The organism is Methylorubrum sp. GM97 (assembly GCF_024347855.1).
Lineage (GTDB): Bacteria > Pseudomonadota > Alphaproteobacteria > Rhizobiales > Beijerinckiaceae > Methylobacterium > Methylobacterium extorquens.
On sequence record NZ_AP025942.1, the window covers coordinates 2384174 to 2404773 of the forward strand.

At 69.2% G+C, this 20600-nt stretch carries 19 protein-coding genes; 9 read left to right on the forward strand and 10 right to left on the reverse strand.

The window, feature by feature from the left end; all coding sequences use genetic code 11:
- Positions 1 to 84: 84 nt before the first annotated feature.
- Positions 85 to 1029 (forward strand): alpha-E domain-containing protein, encoded by a 945-nt coding sequence (locus tag MSPGM_RS11165; RefSeq protein ID WP_003597176.1) that lies wholly within the window; start codon positions 85 to 87, stop codon positions 1027 to 1029.
- Between the two features lie 82 nt (positions 1030 to 1111).
- Here the strand turns inward: MSPGM_RS11165 and MSPGM_RS11170 are convergent, their stop codons facing one another.
- Positions 1112 to 1366, reverse strand: a complete 255-nt coding sequence (locus tag MSPGM_RS11170) for a hypothetical protein (protein ID WP_003597177.1) — start codon at positions 1364 to 1366, stop codon at positions 1112 to 1114.
- A 40-nt stretch (positions 1367 to 1406) separates the two neighbouring features.
- Positions 1407 to 1856 carry a hypothetical protein gene (locus tag MSPGM_RS11175; protein ID WP_003597179.1) on the reverse strand — a complete coding sequence of 150 codons (450 nt, stop codon included), beginning with the start codon at positions 1854 to 1856 and terminating at the stop codon, positions 1407 to 1409.
- 14 nt (positions 1857 to 1870) lie between these two features.
- Between MSPGM_RS11175 and MSPGM_RS11180 the strand changes: the two genes are divergently transcribed.
- The 4 genes from MSPGM_RS11180 (at position 1871) to MSPGM_RS11195 (ending at position 5086) form a co-directional block, all read left to right on the forward strand.
- Complete coding sequence (locus MSPGM_RS11180) at positions 1871 to 2179, forward strand: hypothetical protein (RefSeq protein ID WP_043766121.1); 309 nt, start codon at positions 1871 to 1873, stop codon at positions 2177 to 2179.
- A 330-nt stretch (positions 2180 to 2509) separates the two neighbouring features.
- Positions 2510 to 2959 carry a hypothetical protein gene (locus MSPGM_RS11185; RefSeq protein WP_190273102.1) on the forward strand — a complete coding sequence of 150 codons (450 nt, stop codon included), beginning with the start codon at positions 2510 to 2512 and terminating at the stop codon, positions 2957 to 2959.
- Between the two features lie 366 nt (positions 2960 to 3325).
- Positions 3326 to 4216: a transglutaminase N-terminal domain-containing protein gene (locus MSPGM_RS11190; RefSeq protein ID WP_012752790.1), complete on the forward strand. Its 891-nt coding sequence runs from the start codon at positions 3326 to 3328 to the stop codon at positions 4214 to 4216.
- 123 nt (positions 4217 to 4339) lie between these two features.
- A complete protein-coding gene (locus tag MSPGM_RS11195; RefSeq protein WP_003597184.1) occupies positions 4340 to 5086 on the forward strand; it encodes a peptidase in 747 nt (248 codons plus the stop codon).
- 115 nt (positions 5087 to 5201) lie between these two features.
- Here the strand turns inward: MSPGM_RS11195 and MSPGM_RS11200 are convergent, their stop codons facing one another.
- Together MSPGM_RS11200 and MSPGM_RS11205 are read right to left on the reverse strand one after the other, a co-directional pair.
- Positions 5202 to 5909: a Sir2 family NAD-dependent protein deacetylase gene (locus MSPGM_RS11200; RefSeq protein ID WP_003597185.1), complete on the reverse strand. Its 708-nt coding sequence runs from the start codon at positions 5907 to 5909 to the stop codon at positions 5202 to 5204.
- 8 nt (positions 5910 to 5917) lie between these two features.
- Complete coding sequence (locus MSPGM_RS11205; RefSeq protein ID WP_085985467.1) at positions 5918 to 7189, reverse strand: hemolysin family protein; 1272 nt, start codon at positions 7187 to 7189, stop codon at positions 5918 to 5920.
- Positions 7190 to 7499: 310 nt separating this feature from the next.
- On the opposite strand from MSPGM_RS11205, the gene MSPGM_RS11210 reads away from it, so the two are divergent.
- Together MSPGM_RS11210 and MSPGM_RS11215 are read left to right on the forward strand one after the other, a co-directional pair.
- Positions 7500 to 10679, forward strand: a complete 3180-nt coding sequence (locus MSPGM_RS11210) for a glycosyltransferase (RefSeq protein ID WP_209688586.1) — start codon at positions 7500 to 7502, stop codon at positions 10677 to 10679.
- Positions 10680 to 10770: 91 nt separating this feature from the next.
- On the forward strand, positions 10771 to 11001 hold the full coding sequence (locus MSPGM_RS11215) for a hypothetical protein (protein WP_003597189.1): 231 nt from the start codon (positions 10771 to 10773) through the stop codon (positions 10999 to 11001).
- A gap of 122 nt (positions 11002 to 11123) precedes the next feature.
- Here MSPGM_RS11215 and MSPGM_RS11220 read toward each other — a convergent pair whose 3' ends face one another.
- The 5 genes from MSPGM_RS11220 to MSPGM_RS11240 all read right to left on the reverse strand — a co-directional run bounded on the left by MSPGM_RS11220 (position 11124) and on the right by MSPGM_RS11240 (position 16264).
- Positions 11124 to 11375: a hypothetical protein gene (locus MSPGM_RS11220; RefSeq protein WP_003597194.1), complete on the reverse strand. Its 252-nt coding sequence runs from the start codon at positions 11373 to 11375 to the stop codon at positions 11124 to 11126.
- 284 nt (positions 11376 to 11659) lie between these two features.
- A complete protein-coding gene (locus MSPGM_RS11225; RefSeq protein ID WP_003597196.1) occupies positions 11660 to 13126 on the reverse strand; it encodes a DegQ family serine endoprotease in 1467 nt (488 codons plus the stop codon).
- Between the two features lie 344 nt (positions 13127 to 13470).
- Positions 13471 to 14211, reverse strand: a complete 741-nt coding sequence (locus MSPGM_RS11230; protein WP_261926376.1) for a phasin family protein — start codon at positions 14209 to 14211, stop codon at positions 13471 to 13473.
- Positions 14212 to 14375: 164 nt separating this feature from the next.
- Complete coding sequence (locus MSPGM_RS11235) at positions 14376 to 14732, reverse strand: phasin (RefSeq protein ID WP_003597202.1); 357 nt, start codon at positions 14730 to 14732, stop codon at positions 14376 to 14378.
- Between the two features lie 227 nt (positions 14733 to 14959).
- Positions 14960 to 16264, reverse strand: a complete 1305-nt coding sequence (locus MSPGM_RS11240; RefSeq protein WP_003597203.1) for a glycosyltransferase — start codon at positions 16262 to 16264, stop codon at positions 14960 to 14962.
- A 214-nt stretch (positions 16265 to 16478) separates the two neighbouring features.
- Between MSPGM_RS11240 and MSPGM_RS11245 the strand changes: the two genes are divergently transcribed.
- Together MSPGM_RS11245 and MSPGM_RS11250 are read left to right on the forward strand one after the other, a co-directional pair.
- Positions 16479 to 17750, forward strand: coding sequence for a glycosyltransferase family 4 protein (locus tag MSPGM_RS11245; protein ID WP_003597205.1), 1272 nt, complete (start codon positions 16479 to 16481; stop codon positions 17748 to 17750).
- An 87-nt stretch (positions 17751 to 17837) separates the two neighbouring features.
- Positions 17838 to 18029, forward strand: coding sequence for a hypothetical protein (locus MSPGM_RS11250; protein WP_003597207.1), 192 nt, complete (start codon positions 17838 to 17840; stop codon positions 18027 to 18029).
- Positions 18030 to 18063: 34 nt separating this feature from the next.
- Here the strand turns inward: MSPGM_RS11250 and MSPGM_RS11255 are convergent, their stop codons facing one another.
- A complete protein-coding gene (locus MSPGM_RS11255) occupies positions 18064 to 20475 on the reverse strand; it encodes a putative bifunctional diguanylate cyclase/phosphodiesterase (protein ID WP_003597208.1) in 2412 nt (803 codons plus the stop codon).
- Positions 20476 to 20600: the final 125 nt, after the last annotated feature.

Below are 20600 nucleotides of genomic sequence, written 5' to 3' on the forward strand. Positions count from 1 at the left end.
ATCTTCAGGCAGGCCGGGCAGCGTCGGTGATGAAACACCGCGCATCTGCCGCCCTGGTCGCCAACGCGCCTGCGAGCTGACGCCATGCTGTCCCGGACTGCCGACAACCTCTACTGGCTCTCGCGCTACGCCGAGCGCGCGGATTTTCTGGCCCGCATCCTCGACGCGGCCCTGCGGCTGGCCGCCCTGCCGTCGAGCTATGGCGGGCGCACCTCGAACGAGTGGGCCTCCGCCCTGTCCTCGGCGGGCGATCCCGAGCTGTTCAAGACGCTCTACGATTCGGTCAACGAGCACACGGTCTGCAACTTCCTCGCCTTCTCGCCCCACAACCCGTCCTCGATCCGCTCCTGCATCGCTACGGCGCGGGAGAACGCCCGCTCGATCCGCACGGCGCTCACCACCGAGATGTGGGACACGATCAACGGCGCCTATCTCGAACTGCGGTCCTACGAGGGCCGCGACCTCTCACGTGACGAGTTCACGCAATTCCTCGACTGGGTGAAGCGCGTCTCGCTGACGTTTGATGGCTCGGCCTACCGGACGATGCTGCGCAACGACGCCTACTGGTTCACCCGCGCCGGTACGGCGATCGAGCGGGCGGATAACACCGCGCGCATCCTCGACGTGAAGTACCAGATTCTGCTGCCGGCCTCGGAGCGGGTCGGCGGCTCGCTCGACTACTTCCAGTGGACGACGATCCTGCGCGAGGTCTCGGCCTTCAACGCCTATCACTGGGTCTACCGCGAGAGCATCAAGCCGGTGCTGGTGGCCGACCTGCTGATCCTCAACCCCGAGATGCCGCGCTCGCTCGCAAGCTGCTACCGGATGCTGGTGGAGCATCTCGATCTGATCGCAGACGCCTACGGCCGCCGCGGCGAGAGCCAGCGTCTGGCGAGCAATCTGCGAGCGAAGCTTCGCAGCGCCGACATCGAGCGTGTCTTCGCCTCCGGTCTCCACGAGTTCATCCAGGGCTTCATCGTCGAGAACAACAGTCTCGGCGCGGCCATCAGTGACCAGTATCTGGTGTGAGAGCGACCAACTGATACGGCGTCCGCTTCGATCAAGCGGACGCCGTTAGAGCTGGTGCGGTTGAAGCTTCAGCGCCGTGCGGTCAGTAGCCGTACCGGTCGTATCGCCGCCCGTCATTGTACCGGGAGCCGCGATACGACCGGCCGCCATAGCCGCCGAAATCGTGCTTGCGACGCCATCCATGGGCGGGCGCCCAGGGCGGCGGACCACCGTGATGGAAGCCGCGTCCTCCGCCGCGCGCCCAGGGCGGATCGGCCATGGCGGCCGAGGTGGTGCCGAGGATGCCGCCGGCAAACGCCAGCACGGAAAGTAGGGTCAGGGTCGGTTTGCGCAGCATCGGGCCTCCTGCGGTCAGGTGAGAGACAATCGGTTCGGCCTTACTGGCCGGTGGTCGCGCCCGTGGTGGTCGTCGATTTCACGGGTTTCGATCCGGGCTCGTGCGACATGGTCTTGGTGCGCGACTCGACGCTCTCCCCGTCGCGGACCTTGGTCTTGGTCTGCGATTTCGAGAACGTGCCGCCGTCATGGGCCATGGACTTGGACTGGCCGTTGAGGCCGCCATTTCCGGTCTCATTCACATGCGAGCGGTCCATGGTCTTGCCGCCGGCCGCAGCGCCGCCGGTCGCTAGCGAGGAGCCCGTGCCGCCGTTCGCACCCGTCGAGGTGCCGCCGGTGCCGACGGTCGAGGCGGAGGTGCCGCCGGATGCCGCCGAGCCGGCGCTGCCCGCCGTGGCACTGCCCTGCGCCTGCGCGAAAGCCGGGGCGAGGACGAGGCCGAGGACGGCAAGCGCCGTCGCCGCACGTGTGTTCGTCTTGGCAATGCTCATCGGACCCTCACTTCTTGCTCGGTACGGTGACCACGCAGTCGCCGTCACCGGTTGTCGTCATCGTGCTGCCGCTGCCGGTGCTCGAACTGGAGGCGGAACTGCTGGTCGTGCCGCTGCTCGATCGCGTCGTCACCGACGGGCCGCCGGTGGTGGAACTCTTCACCCCGTCGGGGCCGGCCGTGACCGAACTCGACAGCGTGCCGGAGTTGTTGGCATCGTCGGATTGGACGACCCGGCACGGCTTGCCGTTGGGCCCGGTCGTGACGGTCGTGCTGCCGGCGACACCGTTCGGGCCCGTTTTGACGGTGCTGGTCTGGGCCTGACTCGCGGCGATGCCGGCCAAAACGAGTGTGGCGCCGAGAAGCGGTCGGATCACACGTGCCATGGTGCGTCTCTCCTCAGATGATGAGTGTTTCTCACAAAACCCCCATGCACCCCGCAGCCGGAGCGGCGATGGTCGGCGCCCGGACGTTCTGTGAGGTGCTCTGAGACGGGCGCGGTTCGGATGAACCGCGCCCGCAATTACGCCGGCCGAGGCTTAGCGCTTGTTGTGGCCCGGAGCGTTCTCGGAGTTACCGGGGCCGCTCTTGTCATGACCCGGAGCGCTGCCCGACTTGCCCGCGCTATCGGACGTGCCGGACGAGGAGCCGCCCGTGCCCGTCGACGAGCCGCTGCCGCTCTTGCCGGCCGAAGATCCGCCGGTCCCGACCGTCGAGGAGCTGGTGCCGCCGCCGGCCGACGAGCCACCGGTGCCGAGCGTGGAGCCCGAGCCGCTGCCCGAGCCAGCGGAAGAACCACCGGTCCCGACCGTCGAGGAGCTGGTGCCGCCGCCCGCCGACGAGCCGCCGGTACCGGTCGTCGAGGACGACTGGGCATACGCGAGTGCGGCGCCGCCGATGACGAAGGTGCTGGCGAGAGCGGCAAGGCGAATATGCTTGAGCATGTATTCCTCCAAGTGTTTCGGTTGTTGCGGGACCAAGAACGGAGAGGTCCGGAATACCGTTCCAGGAAATCTGCATCGAAATCGAACAAAACGCTGCAATGAACGGCAGATTAACGCGGCGAGTTATTTGAAAAGGCAAAAATTTTCCGCTTCGTCGTAAGTGGGCGACGAGAGCGGAGTGCAAATTTCGGGATGCGTGATCGCGGTGTAGGGTCGAAACGTCTCTCGGCGGCGTGAGCTGTAGGCTCGGGCGCCAGAAACGGTGCGCCCGGTCATATCGTTCCGGGCTGTTGCCGGCCGCACATCCGGCTCAGTCCTGTCCTCTGCCGCTTGCGGGAAGGTTCGCGTCCGGCGTCCCCGCCCGGAGCGTCCTCCGAACAAGCGTCTCGCGGCGCCGCTCCGGGCTGGTTCCATGACGGAGGCCGCCAAGAAAACGCGATCTGCCAAAGGTTTGAGCAAGCCGCCCGATTTCCAAAGCGCCGTCCTTGCCCTAGCTTGCCGCAAGTCGCCCCGGCAGGATCAAGGCATGCGCATCCGGATCGTCCACGATACGGTCTACACCTATCAGCAGCCCGCGCGGGGCCTGATTCAGATCCTGCGGCTGACGCCGCGTGACCATGACGGTCAGCACGTGCGCGAGTGGCGGATCGAGCCCTCGGTCAACGGACGGCTCACCGCCCGCGAGGACGGGTTCGGCAATCTCGTCCACTGGTTTACCGCCGACGATCCCACCGACGCACTCACCGTGCGGGTGACCGGCGAGATCGAGACCTTCGAGACCAGCGGCGTCGTGCGCGGCGCGGTGGAGCGCCTGCCCGACCTGTTCTACCTGCGCGACACCCCGCTGACCGAGGCGAGCGCGGAACTCAAAGCCTTCGCGGAGAAGGTCGCGGGCAAGGGGGAGCGTGATGCGCTGCCGATGCTGCACCGCTTGCTCGCCGCCGTCCACGACGCCGTGACCTTCGAGCCGGGCCCGACCAGCGCCAGCACCAGTGCCGCCCAAGCCTTCGAGGTCGGGAAGGGTGTGTGCCAGGACCTCACCCACATCTTCCTCGCCGCTGCCCGGCACCTGGAGATCCCGTCGCGCTACGTCTCCGGCTATTTCCGCCGCGATGACGGCGCCGACGACCAGAAGGCGGGGCATGCCTGGGCGGAGTCACTGGTGCCGGGCCTCGGCTGGATCGGGTTCGACCCGGCCAACGGCATCTCCGCGACCGAGGCGCATGTGCGCGTCGCCGTCGGCCTCGACTATCTCGGCGCCGCGCCGATCCGCGGCAGCCGGGTCGGTGGAGGCACCGAAACCCTCGACGTGGCCCTGCGCGTCGAGCAGGTGCACTCCCAATCGCAGTCTCAGGGCCATGGTCAGCAGAGCCAGAGTCAAAGCCAAAGCCTTGGCCAGAGCTTGGGCCAAGGCTGAGCCGGCACCGGGCCTTGGGCCCGGCTTTTAAAAAAGTTGTCTTGCCCGGCCGGCTCAGAGCGTGCGATGCGGGCCGCCCGAACCTGCCCGGCGCACGGGCCCCTGCCTGAGGCGGCGACCGCCATGACCTACTGCGTCGGAGTGCTCGTCGAGGACGGGCTGGTGATGATCGCCGACACCCGCACCAATGCGGGGCTCGACAACATCTCGACCTTCCGCAAGCTGCACATGTTCAACACGCCCAATGAGCGCGTGATGATGCTCGCCTCGGCCGGCAACCTGTCCATGACGCAGTCGGTGCTCAGCATGCTCCGCGAGGGCGTGGACGACGTCGAGGGCGAGACGCCAGCCAAGCTCAAGGACGCGGCGACGATGTTCAAGGCGGCCCAGCTCGTCGGCCGGGCGATCCGCCGGGTGCGCGAGATCGAGGCGGCCGGGTTCGAGGCGGCCAACCTGCGCATGGAGGTCTCGTTCCTGTTCGGCGGTCAGATCGGCACCGAGCCGATGCGGCTGTTCATGATCTACTCGGCCGGCAATTTCATCGAGTGCAGCCGCGAGGCGCCGTTCCTCCAGATCGGCGAGCACAAATACGGCAAGCCGATCCTCGACCGGGCCGTGACCTTCGAGACCGACCTCTACGACGCGCTGAAGGTGGGCCTCGTCTCGATGGATTCGACCATGCGCTCGAATCTCGGCGTCGGCCTGCCAATCGACATCGCCGTGCAGCGCCGCGGCGCCCTCGACCTCGAAGTGAGCCATCGCATCGAGGCCGGCGAGAGCTATTTTCACGATCTGCGCGAGCGCTGGTCGGCGGCGCTGCGCGCGGCTCATCGCGCGATTCCACGCCCGCCCTACGGGCCGCAGCGCTAGAGCGCATCCCGACGAAGGGGACCGCCGGTTCGTCGAAAGAAGGCGCGTCACAACAAGGGCCGAGAGGCGCCGGCCCGATGCAATGGGGTCGGGTACGGCTCTCGGCGCAGACGCATTAGGCGCCGTTCAAGACCTCTTCGACGAAGGCCGGCACGGTTTCGCTCGCACGCCCGAGCCGGGTCGCCTCGAACAGGCCGGCATTGTCGGCGGCCTCCAGCGTGAGGGCGAGCGTCGGGATGCCGAAGGCACGGGCCTGCGCCACGTAGCCCGCCGCCGGGTAGACCGCGCCGGAGGTGCCGATCGCCACGAACAGGTCGGCCTCGGCCAGCGCCTCGTCGATCGCTTCGAGGTGGTGGGGCATCTCGCCGAACCAAACCACGTCGGGCCGCATCTCGCCGCTGTGACCGCAATGCGGGCAGGCGGTCTCGACAGTGAGATCCTCGTGCCAGACGGTGTCCGTTACGCAGGCGGTGCAGCGGGCCTTCAGCAACGCGCCGTGCATGTGCACGACGTGGCGCGAGCCGGCCCGCTCGTGCAGATCGTCGATATTCTGCGTGCACAGGAACAGCCGGCCGCCGCGCGCCGCCAAGCCCGCTTCCAGCCGGGCCAGCGCCGCATGCGCAGGGTTCGGTGCGGCGGCGCGGGCGTCGCGGCGGCGATGATTGTAGAAGTCGTGGACCAGCACCGGATCGGCGGCAAAGCCTTCGGGTGTTGCAAGGCGCATCGGGTCGAACCGAGCCCAGGCGCCGTCCGTGTCGCGGAACGTGCCGAGCCCGCTCTCGGCGGAGATTCCGGCACCCGTCAGAACGAAGATGTTGGTCATCGCGCGCCTCAAGCGTCCGGCAGGCGCGTGGCGAGCACCTTGTCGATGCGCCGCCCGTCCATGTCGACGACCTCGATCCGCCAGCCCTGGGTCTCGATCGCATCGCCTTCCGTCGGGATGCGTCCGAGCTGGACGATGAAGAAGCCGGCGAGCGTGGAAAAGTCGTCCGAGCGCGGTCGCTCCGGAAAGCCGAGGCGGTCGAACGCGTCGGTCGCCGAGATCATGCCGTCGATGAGCAGCGAGCCGTCCTCACGCTCGACCACCATCCGCTCCTCGCCGGGCTCGGGGATCTCGCCGGCCATCGCCTCCAGCAGGTCGGTCTGGGTGACGATGCCCTCCAGGCTGCCGTACTCGTCGACGACGATCGCCATGCGCACGGGCTTGGTCTGGAACATCTCCAGCACCTTGAGGATCGCCAACCCCTCGTGGACCACGATGGGCTCGCGGGTCGCCCCCTTCACGTCGAGCGGCTTGCCGTCGAGGAACTGGTCGAGCAGATCCTGCTTGCGCAGCACGCCGACGACGTCGTCGATCTGCGCGCGGCTCACGACGAGCTGCTCGTGGCGGCAGGTGCGCACCGCCTCGATGATCTCCTCCTGAGAATCGTCGAGATCGACCCAGTCCACCTCGTTGCGCGGGGTCATGATCTCGCGGATGCGCCGCTCGCCGATGGCGAGGATGCGCGCCACCGCATCCTCCTGCGCCTCGTGCAGCAGGCCCGCCTCGTGGCTCGCGGTGACGAGCAGGCTGAGTTCCTTCGGGGAGGGAAGGTTTCCCTCGCCCTCGCCGGGCCTCAGGCCGAGGAGCCGCAGCACCCCGTTGCCGAGGCTGTTGAGAAGATGGATCGCCGGACCGAAGACCAGCAGAAATAGCGTCAGGGGCCGAACGATCACGAGCGCCGTGCGCTCGCTGCGCTGGAGCGCGAGGCTTTTCGGCGCCAGCTCACCCAGCACGATGTGCAACGTGGTGATGACGGCAAAGGCCAAAGCCACGGCCATCGTATGGGCGCTGAGGCCGGCGGCTTTCTCCGGCAGCCAGTAGAGCAGCGGTTCGATCAGGTGGGCCAGGGCCGGCTCGCCGACCCAGCCGAGCGCCAGCGAGGACAACGTGATGCCGAGCTGCGTCGCGGCGAGATGCGCGTCGAGCCGGTCGGTGGCGCGCTGGAGCGCCTTGGCATTGAGCCGGCCCTCGTTGACCAGTTCGGCGACCCGGCTGCGCCGCACCGCGACGAGGGAGAATTCCGCCGCGACGAAGAAGCCGTTGGCGAAGACGAGCGCGATGACCGCGACGAGGCCAACCGCCGAAGACCAGAGACCGTCCGAAATCGTGCCCTCCCGGGGCCAAGCCGCACTGCTGACCGCCCCTGAGGCGGCACCGATGCTGAGTGTCTCTCACAAAACTCCCGCTGCGCCGTCGCGCCCGGAAAGCAACCGTACGGTGATCGGGAGTTTTGTGAGGCACTCTTAGAGCCGAACCCCGCTATGGGGGAAGAGGTTCGGGCGCATTCTCGCGTGGGCGACCGCGCTTGCGTCACCCGATCGGCGCGCGCATCGTCATTTTCGTGGAAGCCGGCCGCCACCCTTCGGGACGATGCTGTATGGGAAGGGCGTCGCCCCGGCCGCGCCACACTTCCTTTCCATGCAAGTCGAAGGGCCGATCCCGGCGCGGGGCCCGGTATTGGCGTTGTCGAGGAATGTGGCCGTGATCAAGCTGCCGAAGCTGTTTCGGCCCAGGCGCCGCGATGCCGCAATGGCCGCCCCCTTCTTCGATCCCGCCTTCTACCGCTCGGCCTATCCCGACGTGGCTGCGGGCGGCGGCGACCCGCTTCGGCACTACCTCGACCATGGCTGGCTGGAGGGCCGCGACCCGTCCGCGGTGTTCTCGACGCTGTTCTACGCCGACCGCCACTTCGCCGACCGGGCACTGATCAACCCGCTTCTCCACTATGCGGGCCTCTCGCCGACCGAGCGGCTGCGGGTCGCGACGCAGCCGGGTCCGGATTTTCCGTCACTCCAGGCCGGCGTGGCCGAGCCCTATTTTGATGCGCCGTATTATGCCCGCCTCGCCGGTCTTGAGGGAGGCGAGGACCCGCTCACCCACTACCTGACCAAGGGCTGGCGGCGCGGGCTCGACCCGAACGACGCCTTCTCGGGCGACGCCTATCTGCAGCGCCACGCGCATATGCGGCGCCTCGGCGTCAGCCCGCTCTACCATTTTGCCGCGACGCGACGGCTCCAGGCCTCGGAGGCCGCCGCCCCACCCGCACGGCGCGCCAAGCCGCAGGCAGCGCTGCTTCCCGCCGACCCGGCCGAAGCCTCAGACGCGCAGATCTACGAGACGGTAGCGGCGGCCTTCGACCGGGAGCACTACCTCGACACCAATCCCGACATCCGCCGCTCCGGCATCGATCCGGTCCGCCATTTCCTCGATTTCGGCGCCCGCGAGGATCGCGACCCGAGCCCCGACTTCTCGGTGCGCTTCTACCGCAAGCATTACCGGCGGGAGATCGGCGCCGGGGTGAACCCGTTCTTCCACTACCTCGCGGTGGGCCGGGCGCGCGACTTCCGGCCGACACCGTTCGGTCTCGGCACCTGGCCCGCGCAGGTCGCGCCGACGCCGGCCGAGTGGGAGCAGGCGAAGCCCGCCGCCGACATCGCGGCGGCGCGGGTCGTGCTGATCATGCCCGTCTACAAGGGCTACGACGACACGTTGCGTGCGATCCACTCGGTGCTGAGCGAGAAGCAGGCCACGCCCTTCGCCCTCCTCGTCATCGACGATTGCAGCCCCGATCCGCGCCTGAGCGCGGCACTGGCCGAGCTCGGCGGCCGCGGCCTCTTCGCCCACCTCGTCAACGAGGCTAATCTCGGCTTCGTACGAACCTGCAACCGCGGCCTGGAGCGGGCCGCGGGCAAGGACGTCGTGCTCCTCAATGCCGACGTCGTCGTCTACGGCGATTGGCTCGACCGCCTGCTCTGGCACCTCGACGCCGACCCCCGCGTCGCGACGGTCACGCCGTTCTCCAACAACGCCACGATCTGCAGTTATCCGCGGCCCAACGTCGACAATCAGGCTCGGCTCGAGATCACGCCCGCCGAGATCGACGCCTTTACTCGCGTCTGCAACGCCCGCACGAGTTCGCCGGTGCCGACGGGCGTCGGCTTCTGCATGGCGATGCGCCGGGAGGCGATCGCGGCGGTGGGGCTCCTCGACGCCGAGACCTTCGGGCGCGGCTATGGCGAGGAAAACGACTTCTGCATGCGCGCCCTCAAGGCGGGCTTCACCAACGTGCTGGCCCACGACATCTTCGTGTTCCATTCCGGCAGCGTCTCCTTCGGCGCGCTGCTCGCGACCAAGGGCGCGGACATCTTCCGCGCGATCCTGACGAAGCACCCCGATTACCAGCGCCGGGTCCACAACCACATCGAGGTCGATCCCGCGCGCTTCGCCCGGCGCCGCCTCGACCTCTACCGCTTCGCCAAGCGCGCCACGGCCAGCGCCGAGCGCGGCGTCGCCCTGATCGTGACCCACGATTTCGGCGGCGGGGTCGAGACCCATATCGAGGCGCTGAGCCTCCGGCTCGCCGAGGCCGGTCTCGCCGTCGTCTATCTGCGCACCGACGAGCCCGGCGGGTTCAGGCTCGGCCTGCCCGGATCGGGCGGGATCGACTTCCCCGTCTCGATCCTCGATCCGCTCTCCCTCGACCGGGATGCGGATCTCCTCGCCGAGCTGATCGGTTGGCTCGCCCCGGCAATGGTGCATGTGCACTCGCTGGCGGGGCTCGATGCCCCCTCGACCCGCGCGGCGATGCGGCTGGTCGAGGAGGCCGGCACCGGCTACGACGTGACGCTGCACGACTACGCCTCGGTCTGCCACCGCAACAATCTCGTGCGATCCGATGGCGTCTATTGCGGGTTGGCAGAACCCGCCGTCTGCCGCGACTGCATCCGCCTCGATCGCGACGCCGACGGGATCGTGCTGCCCGATCCCGCCGAGCGGCGGCAGGACTGGGCCGGGTTCCTCGACCGTGCCCGGACGGTGTTCGCCCCCTCGGCCGATCTCGCGGATCGAATCGGCAGCACGCTGCACCTCGACCGCATCGCGGTGCGCCCGCACGAGGAGACGCTGGCCGGCGTCGAGCTCAAGGCCCGCCAGCGCCGGGAGGGGCCGCTGCGGGTCGCGGTGATCGGATCGATCGGCGCGCACAAGGGCTACGACGTCGTCCACAACCTCGCCCTCGACGCCCGGCTGCGGCAATTGCCGATCGTGTTCACGATCGTCGGCCACTCCGCCGAGCCGCGCGCCATGGAGGCGGCGGGCGTGCGCGAGACCGGCCTCTATGGCAGCGACGCGGCGGCGCTTGCCGAGATCGCCCGGCTCGATCCGGACCTCGTCCTGCTCCCCTCGATCTGGCCGGAGACCTACTGCTACACGCTCTCGCTGGCGCTGGCCGCGGGGGTGCCGCCGGTGGTGTTCGATCTCGGCGCCCAGGCCGAGCGGCTGCGCGCGAGCGGGGCGGGGCATCGCCTCGATCCGGCGCTGGCCGATGACCCGCAGCGGCTGAACGCGGCCCTGCTCGCGCTTCCCATCGACGCGCTCTGGGCCGCCCGCGAGCCGTTCCGGCCGACCGTCTACCCGCGGATTCTGGAAGATTATTACGGACTCGACGCGGCCGCCCTGTCGAACGTCTCGCCCGAGACGGGGAGGGCAGGGGCTGGGCCGATCGATCACCGGGACGGGCTGCGCTCCGCGCCATCCCCCCAGATGTCATAGACGGGGCTGCGACTCAGCGGCTACAACGGTCAAGCTAGGCGAGTCTCGCGCGGTCTCGCCTCGGCGTTCGTTGCAAGCCAAGGGGAAGCCCATGACCACGCAGAACCTCAACGTGACCGCCCGCGAACGCGACACGCTTCTGGCGGCGTTGCGCTACTATCAATTCTACCGGATGCAGGGCCACCCGTTCGACCCTCGCAAGGACGACCTGATCGACACCATCGCCGCCAGCAGCGGCGAGGCTCTCGACGTGACTGAGATCGACGATCTCTGCGCGGGCCTGAACGGCAACCGCCACGCCCTGGCCAGCGTAGCCGCCTGAGGCGCCTCCGCGACGCCCGACGGGGCCCGATAAAGTCACTCAGGTCAGCAGGGCGTTGAGAAGAACGGCCACTCCGAGGCCGAGCACGAATGCCGCCGCGAGCAGCGATGTGTCCGCGGTGGTCATCGGGAGGCTTGGCCCGCCGAGATGCCGACCAGAAGCGGCCGGCGGGTCACCACGAACTGCCCCGGAACCAGCGCTCCGTCGTCGATCCGGGCACTCACCGGAACCATGCCACCCGCTTGCGGCAGGCGCTGGGTGAAGGCCTTGGCCGAGCCGGCCGGGCTCGGCACCGCTTCGACGAGGGACGGGGCGAGAAGGGCATAGGCTGTCATTACCGTTCCGGCCGCCGCGATCTTGATCAGGTCCCGCATGATGTCCGCCCCTCCAGACCGGAGCCTTTGGCTCTCGTGTGGGGCGGTTCTACCGACCCCCGGTTGCCGGCGGATTGCCTCGTACGGTTACCGGATTGCGTCGCGCGTGATCGACGAAACATCGGAAACGGAACATTCGGCCCGCCAGCCCAAGCGCGACCTTAGGGCTGGAACGCGCCTGCGAATGAGCGCCAGCGCACCCGGCCTCGCTCTCTCCGCGCCCGAAGAGGCGGAGAGGCGCTTGTCGCGGCTCCGAAGGAGATGCTCGGGCGGAAGCCGGGAGCCTACCCGCCGAACACCGAGGTCAGAACCTCGCCGCCGCGGTTGATCGCGACCTCCCACAGGCCGAGATTGCGCTGCGTCACCCGCTCCAGATCCTTGGTCGAGGCGATCGGCATGCCGTTGATCGCCACGATCACGTCACCCTTGCGGAAGCCCGCCCGGCCGGCGAGCGAGCCGTCTTCGACGGTAGTCACCGCCACGCCCTCGTCCGGCAGGTCCGCCTGAAGCTCCTCGCCCACCGCGGGCGAGGTGTTGACGAAGGTCGCGCCCGCGAACGGCGTGCGGGTGCGGACCTTGAGGCTGTCGCGGGGCCGCGTCTCCGGCGCCGGTCCGAGCTTGATCTGGACCGTCTGCCGCTTGGTGCCGCGCAGGATGCCGAAATCGGCCGTGCCGGAAATGCCCTTGAGGGCGTAGCGGTAGCCGAAGGCTTCCGGATCTTCGACGGTCTGTCCATCGACCGTGAGGATCACGTCGCCGCGTTTGAGGCCGGCTTCCTCGGCCGGGCTCTTGGCCTGCATGCTCGCCACCAGCACACCGGTCGGCCGGTCGAGCCCGACGCTCTCGGCGATATCCGGGGTCACGCCCTGCACCCGCGCCCCGAGCCAGGGCCGGCGCACGAGGCTGCCGCCGCTCTTGGCGGTCTCCACCACGGCGCGGACCATGCTCGCGGGAATGGCGAAGCCGATGCCGTGGCTGCCGCCGGATTGCGAATAGATCGCGGTGTTGATGCCGACGAGATGCCCCTTCAGGTCCACCAGCGCGCCGCCGGAATTACCCGGATTGATCGCCGCATCGGTCTGGATGAAGAACTGGTAGTCCGACGATCCGACCTGGGTGCGGGCCAGCGCCGAGACGATGCCCTGCGTCACGGTCTGCCCGACGCCGAACGGGTTGCCGATCGCCATCACGAAATCGCCGACCTCCAAGTGGTCGGAATCGCCGATCGGCATCGAGGCGATGTCGGCCGGGCCCTTGATCTTGAGCACGGCGAGGTCGGTGCGGGGGTCGCGCAGCACGATCTGCGCCTCGAACTCGCGCTTGTCGGCGAGCGCCACCTTCACCTCGTTCATGTTCTCGATGACGTGGTTGTTGGTGATGACGAGGCCCGAGCCGTCGACGATCACGCCCGAGCCGAGGGAGCGCTGTGCCCGCTCGCCGGGCAGGCCGCTGGGGCCACGGCCCGGACGGTCCTCGCCGAAGAAGCGGCGCATGAATTCCTCCATGGCGTTGGAGCGTGCGGAGCGCTTCTCGACATGGGAGGCATAGACGTTGACCACGGAGGGCGCCGCCCGCTTCACCACGGGGGCGAAGGAGAGCTGGATCTCGCCCTTCGACAGGGGCACCGCCTTGTCCGGAGAGGCCTTCTCCGCGGCGGGCTTTCCGGGCGTGTTCGCCATCTGCGCGCTCGCGGGCGCGGCGGCGAGAAGCACGGATACGAGGCAGGCCGGCAGGAGCGGCGAGGAGGGCATGCGAGGTCTCCGAAGGTCGCTGGAGCGGGGCGGGCTATGTAGACCGTGGGACCGCAGCGCGCGAGGGGCTCGCCGCATCCGCGTCATGCGGCGTCGGCCGTCTGCGATGGCGATCGCATTGCTGTCAGACCCAGCCTCAACGCCGACGCCGCCCCAGGGGAGGCCTTGTCGTCGGTCGGCGTCGGCTCTGCTCGGGCGCATCCGGGAGTCGGGATGCCGGGCGCTTTTCGCCCCCGGATGTTCGCCAGGGGACCGGCGAAGCGGACTGATGAAGCGGACTGACGAAAAAGGGGCAGCCGCCCGATGGCGACTGCCCCGATCTCACGTCACGGCCGGTGCTGGTTTCAGTGCCGGCGGGCGGTGTCGTGCAGGCGGTTGGCGCTGCGGACGATCTCGCTGAAGCAGCTCAACGAGGCGTCGGCGGCGCGCTGCATCTCCGTCACCTGGAGGCGAATCGCCTCCGCCGGGGACTTGGCCTGGGCGAGGGCCTGGAAATGGGCGAGCACCGCCTCGCCCTCGCCGCGCGCGAAGGCGAACAGCTTCGCGTTGATCTCGGTGAGCGGCGCGAGGGTTGGCGCGAAAGCGAAGTTCGCGCCGAAGCGGACGCTGTGTGTTTTGGATCGGGCGTCGTCGGACGACTTGGACGCAGGGTTGGCCTCGGCCAGCGTCGGCAGCGGCGCGGTCTGAACAAGCGTCTCGGTCGCCGTCTCGACGGTTGCGGCTGCCTCGGATGCAACGAATTCCGGTTCGGCGGACAGAGCGGGCGCCTGTTCCGACGCGGCGGTAACCGTCTCCTCAGGAGAATCAGCCGGCTGGTCGTCCGCAGTGGACTGCACCTCGGCGGGAGCAGGCTCGCCGGACGCTTCGACGGCCTCGGTCGCAGCGTCGTCTGCGGGTTGCTCTGCCGCCTCCACGGCCTGGACCTCGGCGGTCTCAGGCTCGTCCGTCTCCGGCTCCGGGCCCTTGTCGGCCGGCGTCTCGGCCAACAACGCGTCGGCGACCTCGGTCGGCGTCGCGGTGACGGTCGGCGGCTGGGTAGTGGCGGACGCTCCGGGTGGGCGTCCCCTGCGGCGGCTCGACGACATGGGCCTTCTCCTCGTTCGAAACCCTCTGCCTCAGCGCGGGTCCGAGCCGAGCCCGGAGCGCTGCGACGGAGCATAGCGTTGGAGCACGAGTGTGCCGAGCCCGCTCATCGCGGATTCGGCCTCTCATGCTCCTCAGACGGGCCGGAGCCCGCAGCCGGACCGGATTAGCGGCCGGCGGCGCTCTGAGCGAGGGCACCGTATTCCTTGGCCTGGGCCTGGAACGCGGCGAACTGGGTCTTCAGGAACTCGGACTGGATCTCGAAGGCCTCGCGCGGGTCCTTCGCGCGCACGACGCGCTGCACGTAGTCGAAGGCAGCGTCAGCGTTGGTCTTGGTGTGGTCGAGGCTCTTGAGCACCGCCGCGTTCAGCGTCGACTGGACGGTCGTGGCCGAGTTCCGGAGCTGCTCGGAGGTCTTCACCGCACCGTTCAGGAAGGTGCCGAAGGCGTTGCGAGCCTGATCGACGCTCTTGTCGGCGAACTCACGGAACTCGGCGGGGATCTCGAAGCTCTGGGTGCTCATCTGTCTCTCCTGCAGACGGACCGGGAGAATTCGGTGTCGGGGAGCGTACAGAGCGTCCCCGCGGCTAACCGGCCCGCACCTCGTATGTTGCGGTGCAACATAAAAGTCAAGGACAGTTTCGAGCGATCGACCGGCAATATCCAACTATGGAATGTTTTGAACTAAGCTTTTGTTATAAATCGTGGTTTGGCTACGCAATGGTCCCGTGGGTCGATGCGCGATCGGCACTATAATGTCGGAAGGCGCCCTTTGCCAAGGGTGCTGCCCATGGAATGGGCAACCGCAGGCTCGGCGGCAGCCGGGCTCATATCGCACTGCCGCATTTTGTATTCATCCCCAATCCGCCGATACAGCGCCAGCAGGGAAAGCGCGTGGGCGGCGAGCGTCAGCGGGGCCTGCCAGTACCTGCCATAGGCCTCCCGGCCGAGGCGGGCGGTGAGCGCGTCGGTCTTGAGCGCTGCGAAGGCGCCAGCCAGCGCCGCCACCTCCGGCTCGACGACGAAGCCGGTCTCCCCGTCCGCCACCTTCTCCGCCGCGCCGGAGCGCCGCGACGCCACGACGGGAATCCCCTGGGCCAGCGCCTCGTAGACGGTGAGCGGCCCGGTCTCGACCCAGCGCGACGGTGCGCAGAGCGCACGCGCGCGGCGATGCAGGATCGCCTCGACCGCCTCCGGGCTTCGCCAGCCGAGCACCTCGGCGCCCTCCGCCCGCAGACGTGCTTCGAGCGGGCCGGCCCCGATGAAGAGCGCGGGCAGTCCGGCCCGCCGCGCGGCCTCGGCGACGAGATCCGCGCCCTTCTCCGGCGTCAGGCGCCCGACATAGACGATCGCATCGCCCGAAGCCGGCAGGGCCGGCGCCCGCTTCTCCACCCGCACCGGGTTGTCGATGCGGTGATGGCGCAGGCGCAGGGCCCCGGACCGTCCCGCCACCCGCGCACGGCTGCCGTCGCAGACATGGACGACGTCGAGATCGGCCCCTCGCGCCGCGACCCGCAGGGCGGCGGCGCGACCGACCCGCACCAGCTTGTGCAGCCGGCTCTTCGGATCGCAGGCGGCCGCGAGGCAGGCGCCGGAGAGCGGGACGAGCGCGCAGGGCTCGGCCCGATCGAAGCGGTAATCGACACCGTTCGGACAGGTCAGGGCGTAGTCGTGCAGCGTCAGCACCAGGGGAACGCCGCGGCCGAGCAGCACCGGCAGCACGGCGGGCGAGAGCGCGCGGGTCCACTGGTGCAGGTGAAGGCAGTCGGGCGGCACCGGCAGGCTGTCGAGCGCGCTGGCAAGCCGCGCGGCCGCCTCGCCGTTCCAGATCCCCGACGCCGCGCCGCGCCATGCCGGCAGCGACCACACATCCGGCAGAGCGAGGTCGATGCGGTGCAAGCGCGGATGGTCGAGCAGCGGATCGACGGGTCCGGTGATCGCCTGGATGTAGGTCACCGTCGCGCCGGCCTCCGCGAGTCCGCGGGCGGATTCCACCGCGACCTTCTCGGCACCCCCGCTCGCGGCGGCGAATTCGGCGACGATCACGACGTGCATGGAGGCGCCCCGTCCGGAAGCGCGGGCACCGTCCCGGAAAGCGATTCCCGGACGAAACGATGCTCTCGCGGTGCGGCCGCCCTGGCGCGGCGCGTGTCCGCCCAGGGTTTACGGGAGATCAACTGCCGGCTGGTAAACGTCGGCGAAACACCGATCCTCCGTGGGGCACCGTGCATCGGGCGTGTCACGAGGTGGCGAGGGAGCGGGAATCGCCGTGCACGTCGTCCTCGTTCTCGACCATGCCCATATCAATGGCGGCCAAGCCAAGGTCGCCCTCGACTCCGCCGTGGGCCTGCGCCAGCGCGGGCACCGGGTCACGGTGTTCGCCGCGGTCGGCCCGGTCGATCCCCGGCTCGCCGAGAGCGGGGCGCGGGTGGTCTGCCTCGGGCAGGACGACATCGCCTCCACCACGAACAAGCTCGCCTTCGCCGTGCAGGCGATCTGGAACCGTCGCGCTACCGCCCGCCTCGCCGCGGAACTGACGCTGTGCGATCCGCGCGACACGCTGGTGCATGTCCACGCCTTCGCCAAGGCGCTCTCGCCCTCGATCGGCACGGCGATCCGGCGCTCGGGCCTGCCGTGCCTCTACACGATGCACGAGTTCTTCCTCGTCTGCCCCAATGGCGGCTTCTACGAATATCCGGCCGACCGGATCTGCCATCGCACCCCGATGTCGGCGGCCTGCCTCACCACGAATTGCGACGCGCGCTCCTACCCGCGCAAGCTCCTGCGGGTGGTGCGCCATCTCGGCCTGGAACACGTCGCCGGCCTGCCCACCTTGTTCCGTCACGTGGTCACGATCAGCGCGCTCCAAGAGCGGGTGATCGCACCGCTCCTGCCCCCGCGCACGGTGTTCCACCGGATCGACAATCCGATCTCGGTCGAGCGGCAGCCGCCCGCGCACGAAGGCCGCAGTGATGTCCTGTTCGTCGGCCGCATCTCGACGGAGAAGGGCGCGCCGGTCTTCGCCGAGGCGGCGCGGCGGGCCGGAATCCGCCCGGTCTTCGTCGGCGACGGTCCGAACGCGGCGGAGCTGAAGGCGCGCTATCCCGAGGCGGTGATGCTCGGCTGGAAGACCGGGCCCGAGGTGCAGGCCCTGATGCGGCGCGCCCGCGCCCTGGTGTTCCCGAGCATCTGGTACGAGGGCCAGCCGCTCACCGTCTACGAGGCGCTCGCCTGCGGCTGCCCGGTCATCGTCTCCGATGCCTGTGCCGGGCGGGAGGCGGTGGAGGACGGCGAGAACGGGTTCTGGTTCCGCTCCGGCGATGCCGGCGCGCTCGCCGCCCACCTCACCCGGCTGTCGGACGACGCGCTCGCCGCCCGCATGGCCGAGCGCGCCTACGAGCGCTACTGGGCGGCGCCGCTCAGCGTGGACGCGCATCTCGACCGGCTAGAGCAGGTCTACGGCCTCGTGATGCGCGAGGCGCCTGCTCTTCGCCCGGTCGAGGGGCCGGGCTTGCGCGGCGCGGCATCCGCCGGCCTGTGAGCCGCGACGCAACAGGAACGCCCGCCTCGCGTTGGTGCGCATGAAGGCCGCGACACGCGGCGCGCCCGACAACGGAGACCGATCCCCATGTCCGAGACCACCAAGCAGCCGACCGACGAGACCAAGCCCAAAGGCTTCCAGCAGGACGGCCAACGGGACGGCAAAGGCGACAAGTCGCTGGCCGAGAACCAGAAGGACCATAAGGACGAGCGCCTCGACGAGGCGCTGGAGGAGACCTTCCCGTCCAGTGATCCGGTCTCGGTGAAGATCACGAAGTAAGGGGTCGGGCGGGCGACCCGCTCGCCCTCCCGCCTCACGCGGCGACGTCCGGCTCCCGCCGAATCGGCCCGACGGCCTGCGGTGCGGGGATCGGCCGACCGAACAGGTAGCCCTGCACCTCCTCGCAGCCCTCGGCCCGCAGATGGGCGAACTGGACTTCGGTCTCGACACCCTCGGCCACGGTGACGATGCCGAGGCTTGCGCCGAGGCCGATCACTGCCTGCACGATCGCGGTCGAGTGCGGATCCTCGCCGAGCCGGCTTACGAAAGAACGGTCGATCTTGATCTTGTCGAAGGGAAACTTCTGCAGGTAGCTCAACGAGCAATAGCCCGTTCCGAAATCGTCCATCGCAATGCGTACGCCGAGATCCCGTAGAGCATGCAGCGTCGCGACGTTGGCCTCGCTCGCGGCCAGCAGCACCGATTCTGTGACCTCCAGTTCGAGCCGGTGCGGGGCGAGCCCGGAAAGGGCGAGCGCCTCGCGCACCGTCGCAACGAGGCCGGGATCGCGGAACTGCACCGGCGAGAGGTTCACCGCGATCCGAACCGGATCGGCCCACAGGCTCGCCTCGGCGCAGGCTTGCCGCAGCACCCAGGCGCCGATCGGCACGATCAGACCCGTTTCCTCGGCAAGCGGCACGAATTCGGACGGCGGGATCGCTCCCTCGACCGGGTGGTGCCAGCGCAGCAGCGCCTCGAACCCGACGATCGCCCGCGAGCGGACGCCGACGACCGGCTGGTAGGCGAGCGCGAGATCGCCCCGGGCGAAGGCCTCGTGCAAGTCGGCCTCCCGTCGGCGCCGTGACCGGTCCCAACTGTCCATCGCCGCCTCGAAATAATGGGCGATGCAGCCGCCATCCGCCTTCGCCCGGTAGAGAGCGAGGTCGGCGTGGCGCAGCAGGGTATCGGAATCGGTTCCGTGCTCGGGCAGGCAGGCGATGCCGACGCTCACGCCGATCTGGCATTCCCGGTCGCCGAGCCTGACGGGATGCGACAACGCCTCGATGATCCGGCCGGCGACGGCGGACACGGTCCCGGCGTAGGGGGTGCGCAGCAGCACCGCGAACTCGTCGCCGCCGAGGCGCGCGACCAGATCCTCCCCGTGCAGACATGCCGTGATCCGGTCCGCCACCGCTCGGAGCAGGGTGTCGCCCGCCGGGTGGCCGAGGGTGTCGTTGACGAGCTTGAACTTGTCGAGGTCGAGGCAGAGCAGGGCGGCGCCCGCGCCGGTGCGGGCGTGCTCGGCGATCACCTCCGCGAGGCGGGTCGTGAACAGCGCCCGGTTCGGCAGGCCTGTCAGCGCATCGTGGTGGGCCATGTGCGTGATGCGCGCCTCGGCGCGGCGCTGCTCGGTGACGTCGATGGCCGCGCCGAGCACGGCCGGGCGACCTTCGAAGGCGAGGCTGCGCTCGAACAGCGTCACGTCGATCAACGAGCCGTCGGCCCGACGATGGCGGTGCAGGCGGCCGTCGCGGGCAAAACTGAACGCGACGGCTTCCGACAGGTCCTGCAGCCCTCGGGCCAGGAAGGCTTCGCGGCTGTAGCCGTAATGCGCGACCGCCGCCTCGTTCACGGCGACGAAGCGGGCCGAATCCTGATCGACCAGCCACATCGGCAGCGGATTGCTCTCGAACAGGAACCGGAACGAGGCCTCACGCGCCTTGATGTCCCCGACATCGGTCATGGCGACGGCGACGAGATCGCCGATGGCCTGCGCCTCCACCTTCAGGTGCAGCGTCGTCCGGTCGGCGCGCGGCACGGCGAGTTCGAACGTCGCCCGGTCGGCGCATCCCAGGACGCCCGACAGCCGCTGCGTCACGCCGAGCCGAACGGGCACGAGATCGCCCAGCCGCTGCCATTGCAGGCTCGCGACCGGCCGCCCGAGAATCTCCGCGGCGCCCTGGTTGAGGGCGACGATCTTGAAGTCCGCGACTGCACCCGATGCCTCACGGATCGCGCCCAGCGCCATCAGGCCCTGGCCGGTCGCGCCGAACATCGCCTGCATCAACTCGGTGCGCACACCCTCGCTGTCGACGTGGACGAGGAGGAGCGGCGTTCCACTGCCGTTGGCGAGCGGGACGCCGACGAGATTCCAGGTGGTGACGACGCCGTCGGTGATTCGGTCGCATCGGGCCCCGGCCGGCTCGCCGGTGCGCAGGGCGGCGATCCCGATCTCCTCGATCGGCCGGCGGATCTCATCGGGCATCTGCACGAGTGGCCGGTCGCGGATCTCGTCCTCGAACCAGTCGCGAAATCCCGTGCCACCCCAGAGGATGCGTTCGGCCCGGCCTTCGCGGGTGGCGACCAGGGCGCAGCGGTCGGCCAGACGGCCGAGCCTGCCCAGGACGACGGCATCGTAACCCGGCATCGCCCCGGGGCGGGACCGGCAACTGCGCCAGTGCTGGACCAGCGCGGCGGCGGACGCGTCTGAGGTCGGGATGGGCAAGCGAAAGCCGTGCTCCGGGAGGATCGGATCACGGCCTAGCGATCATTCGTTGAGGGGGAGTATATGAGCCGGCTATTCAGGCTGAATCTGAAGGATGGATCGCCCTCGACCAGTATAGCGCCGAT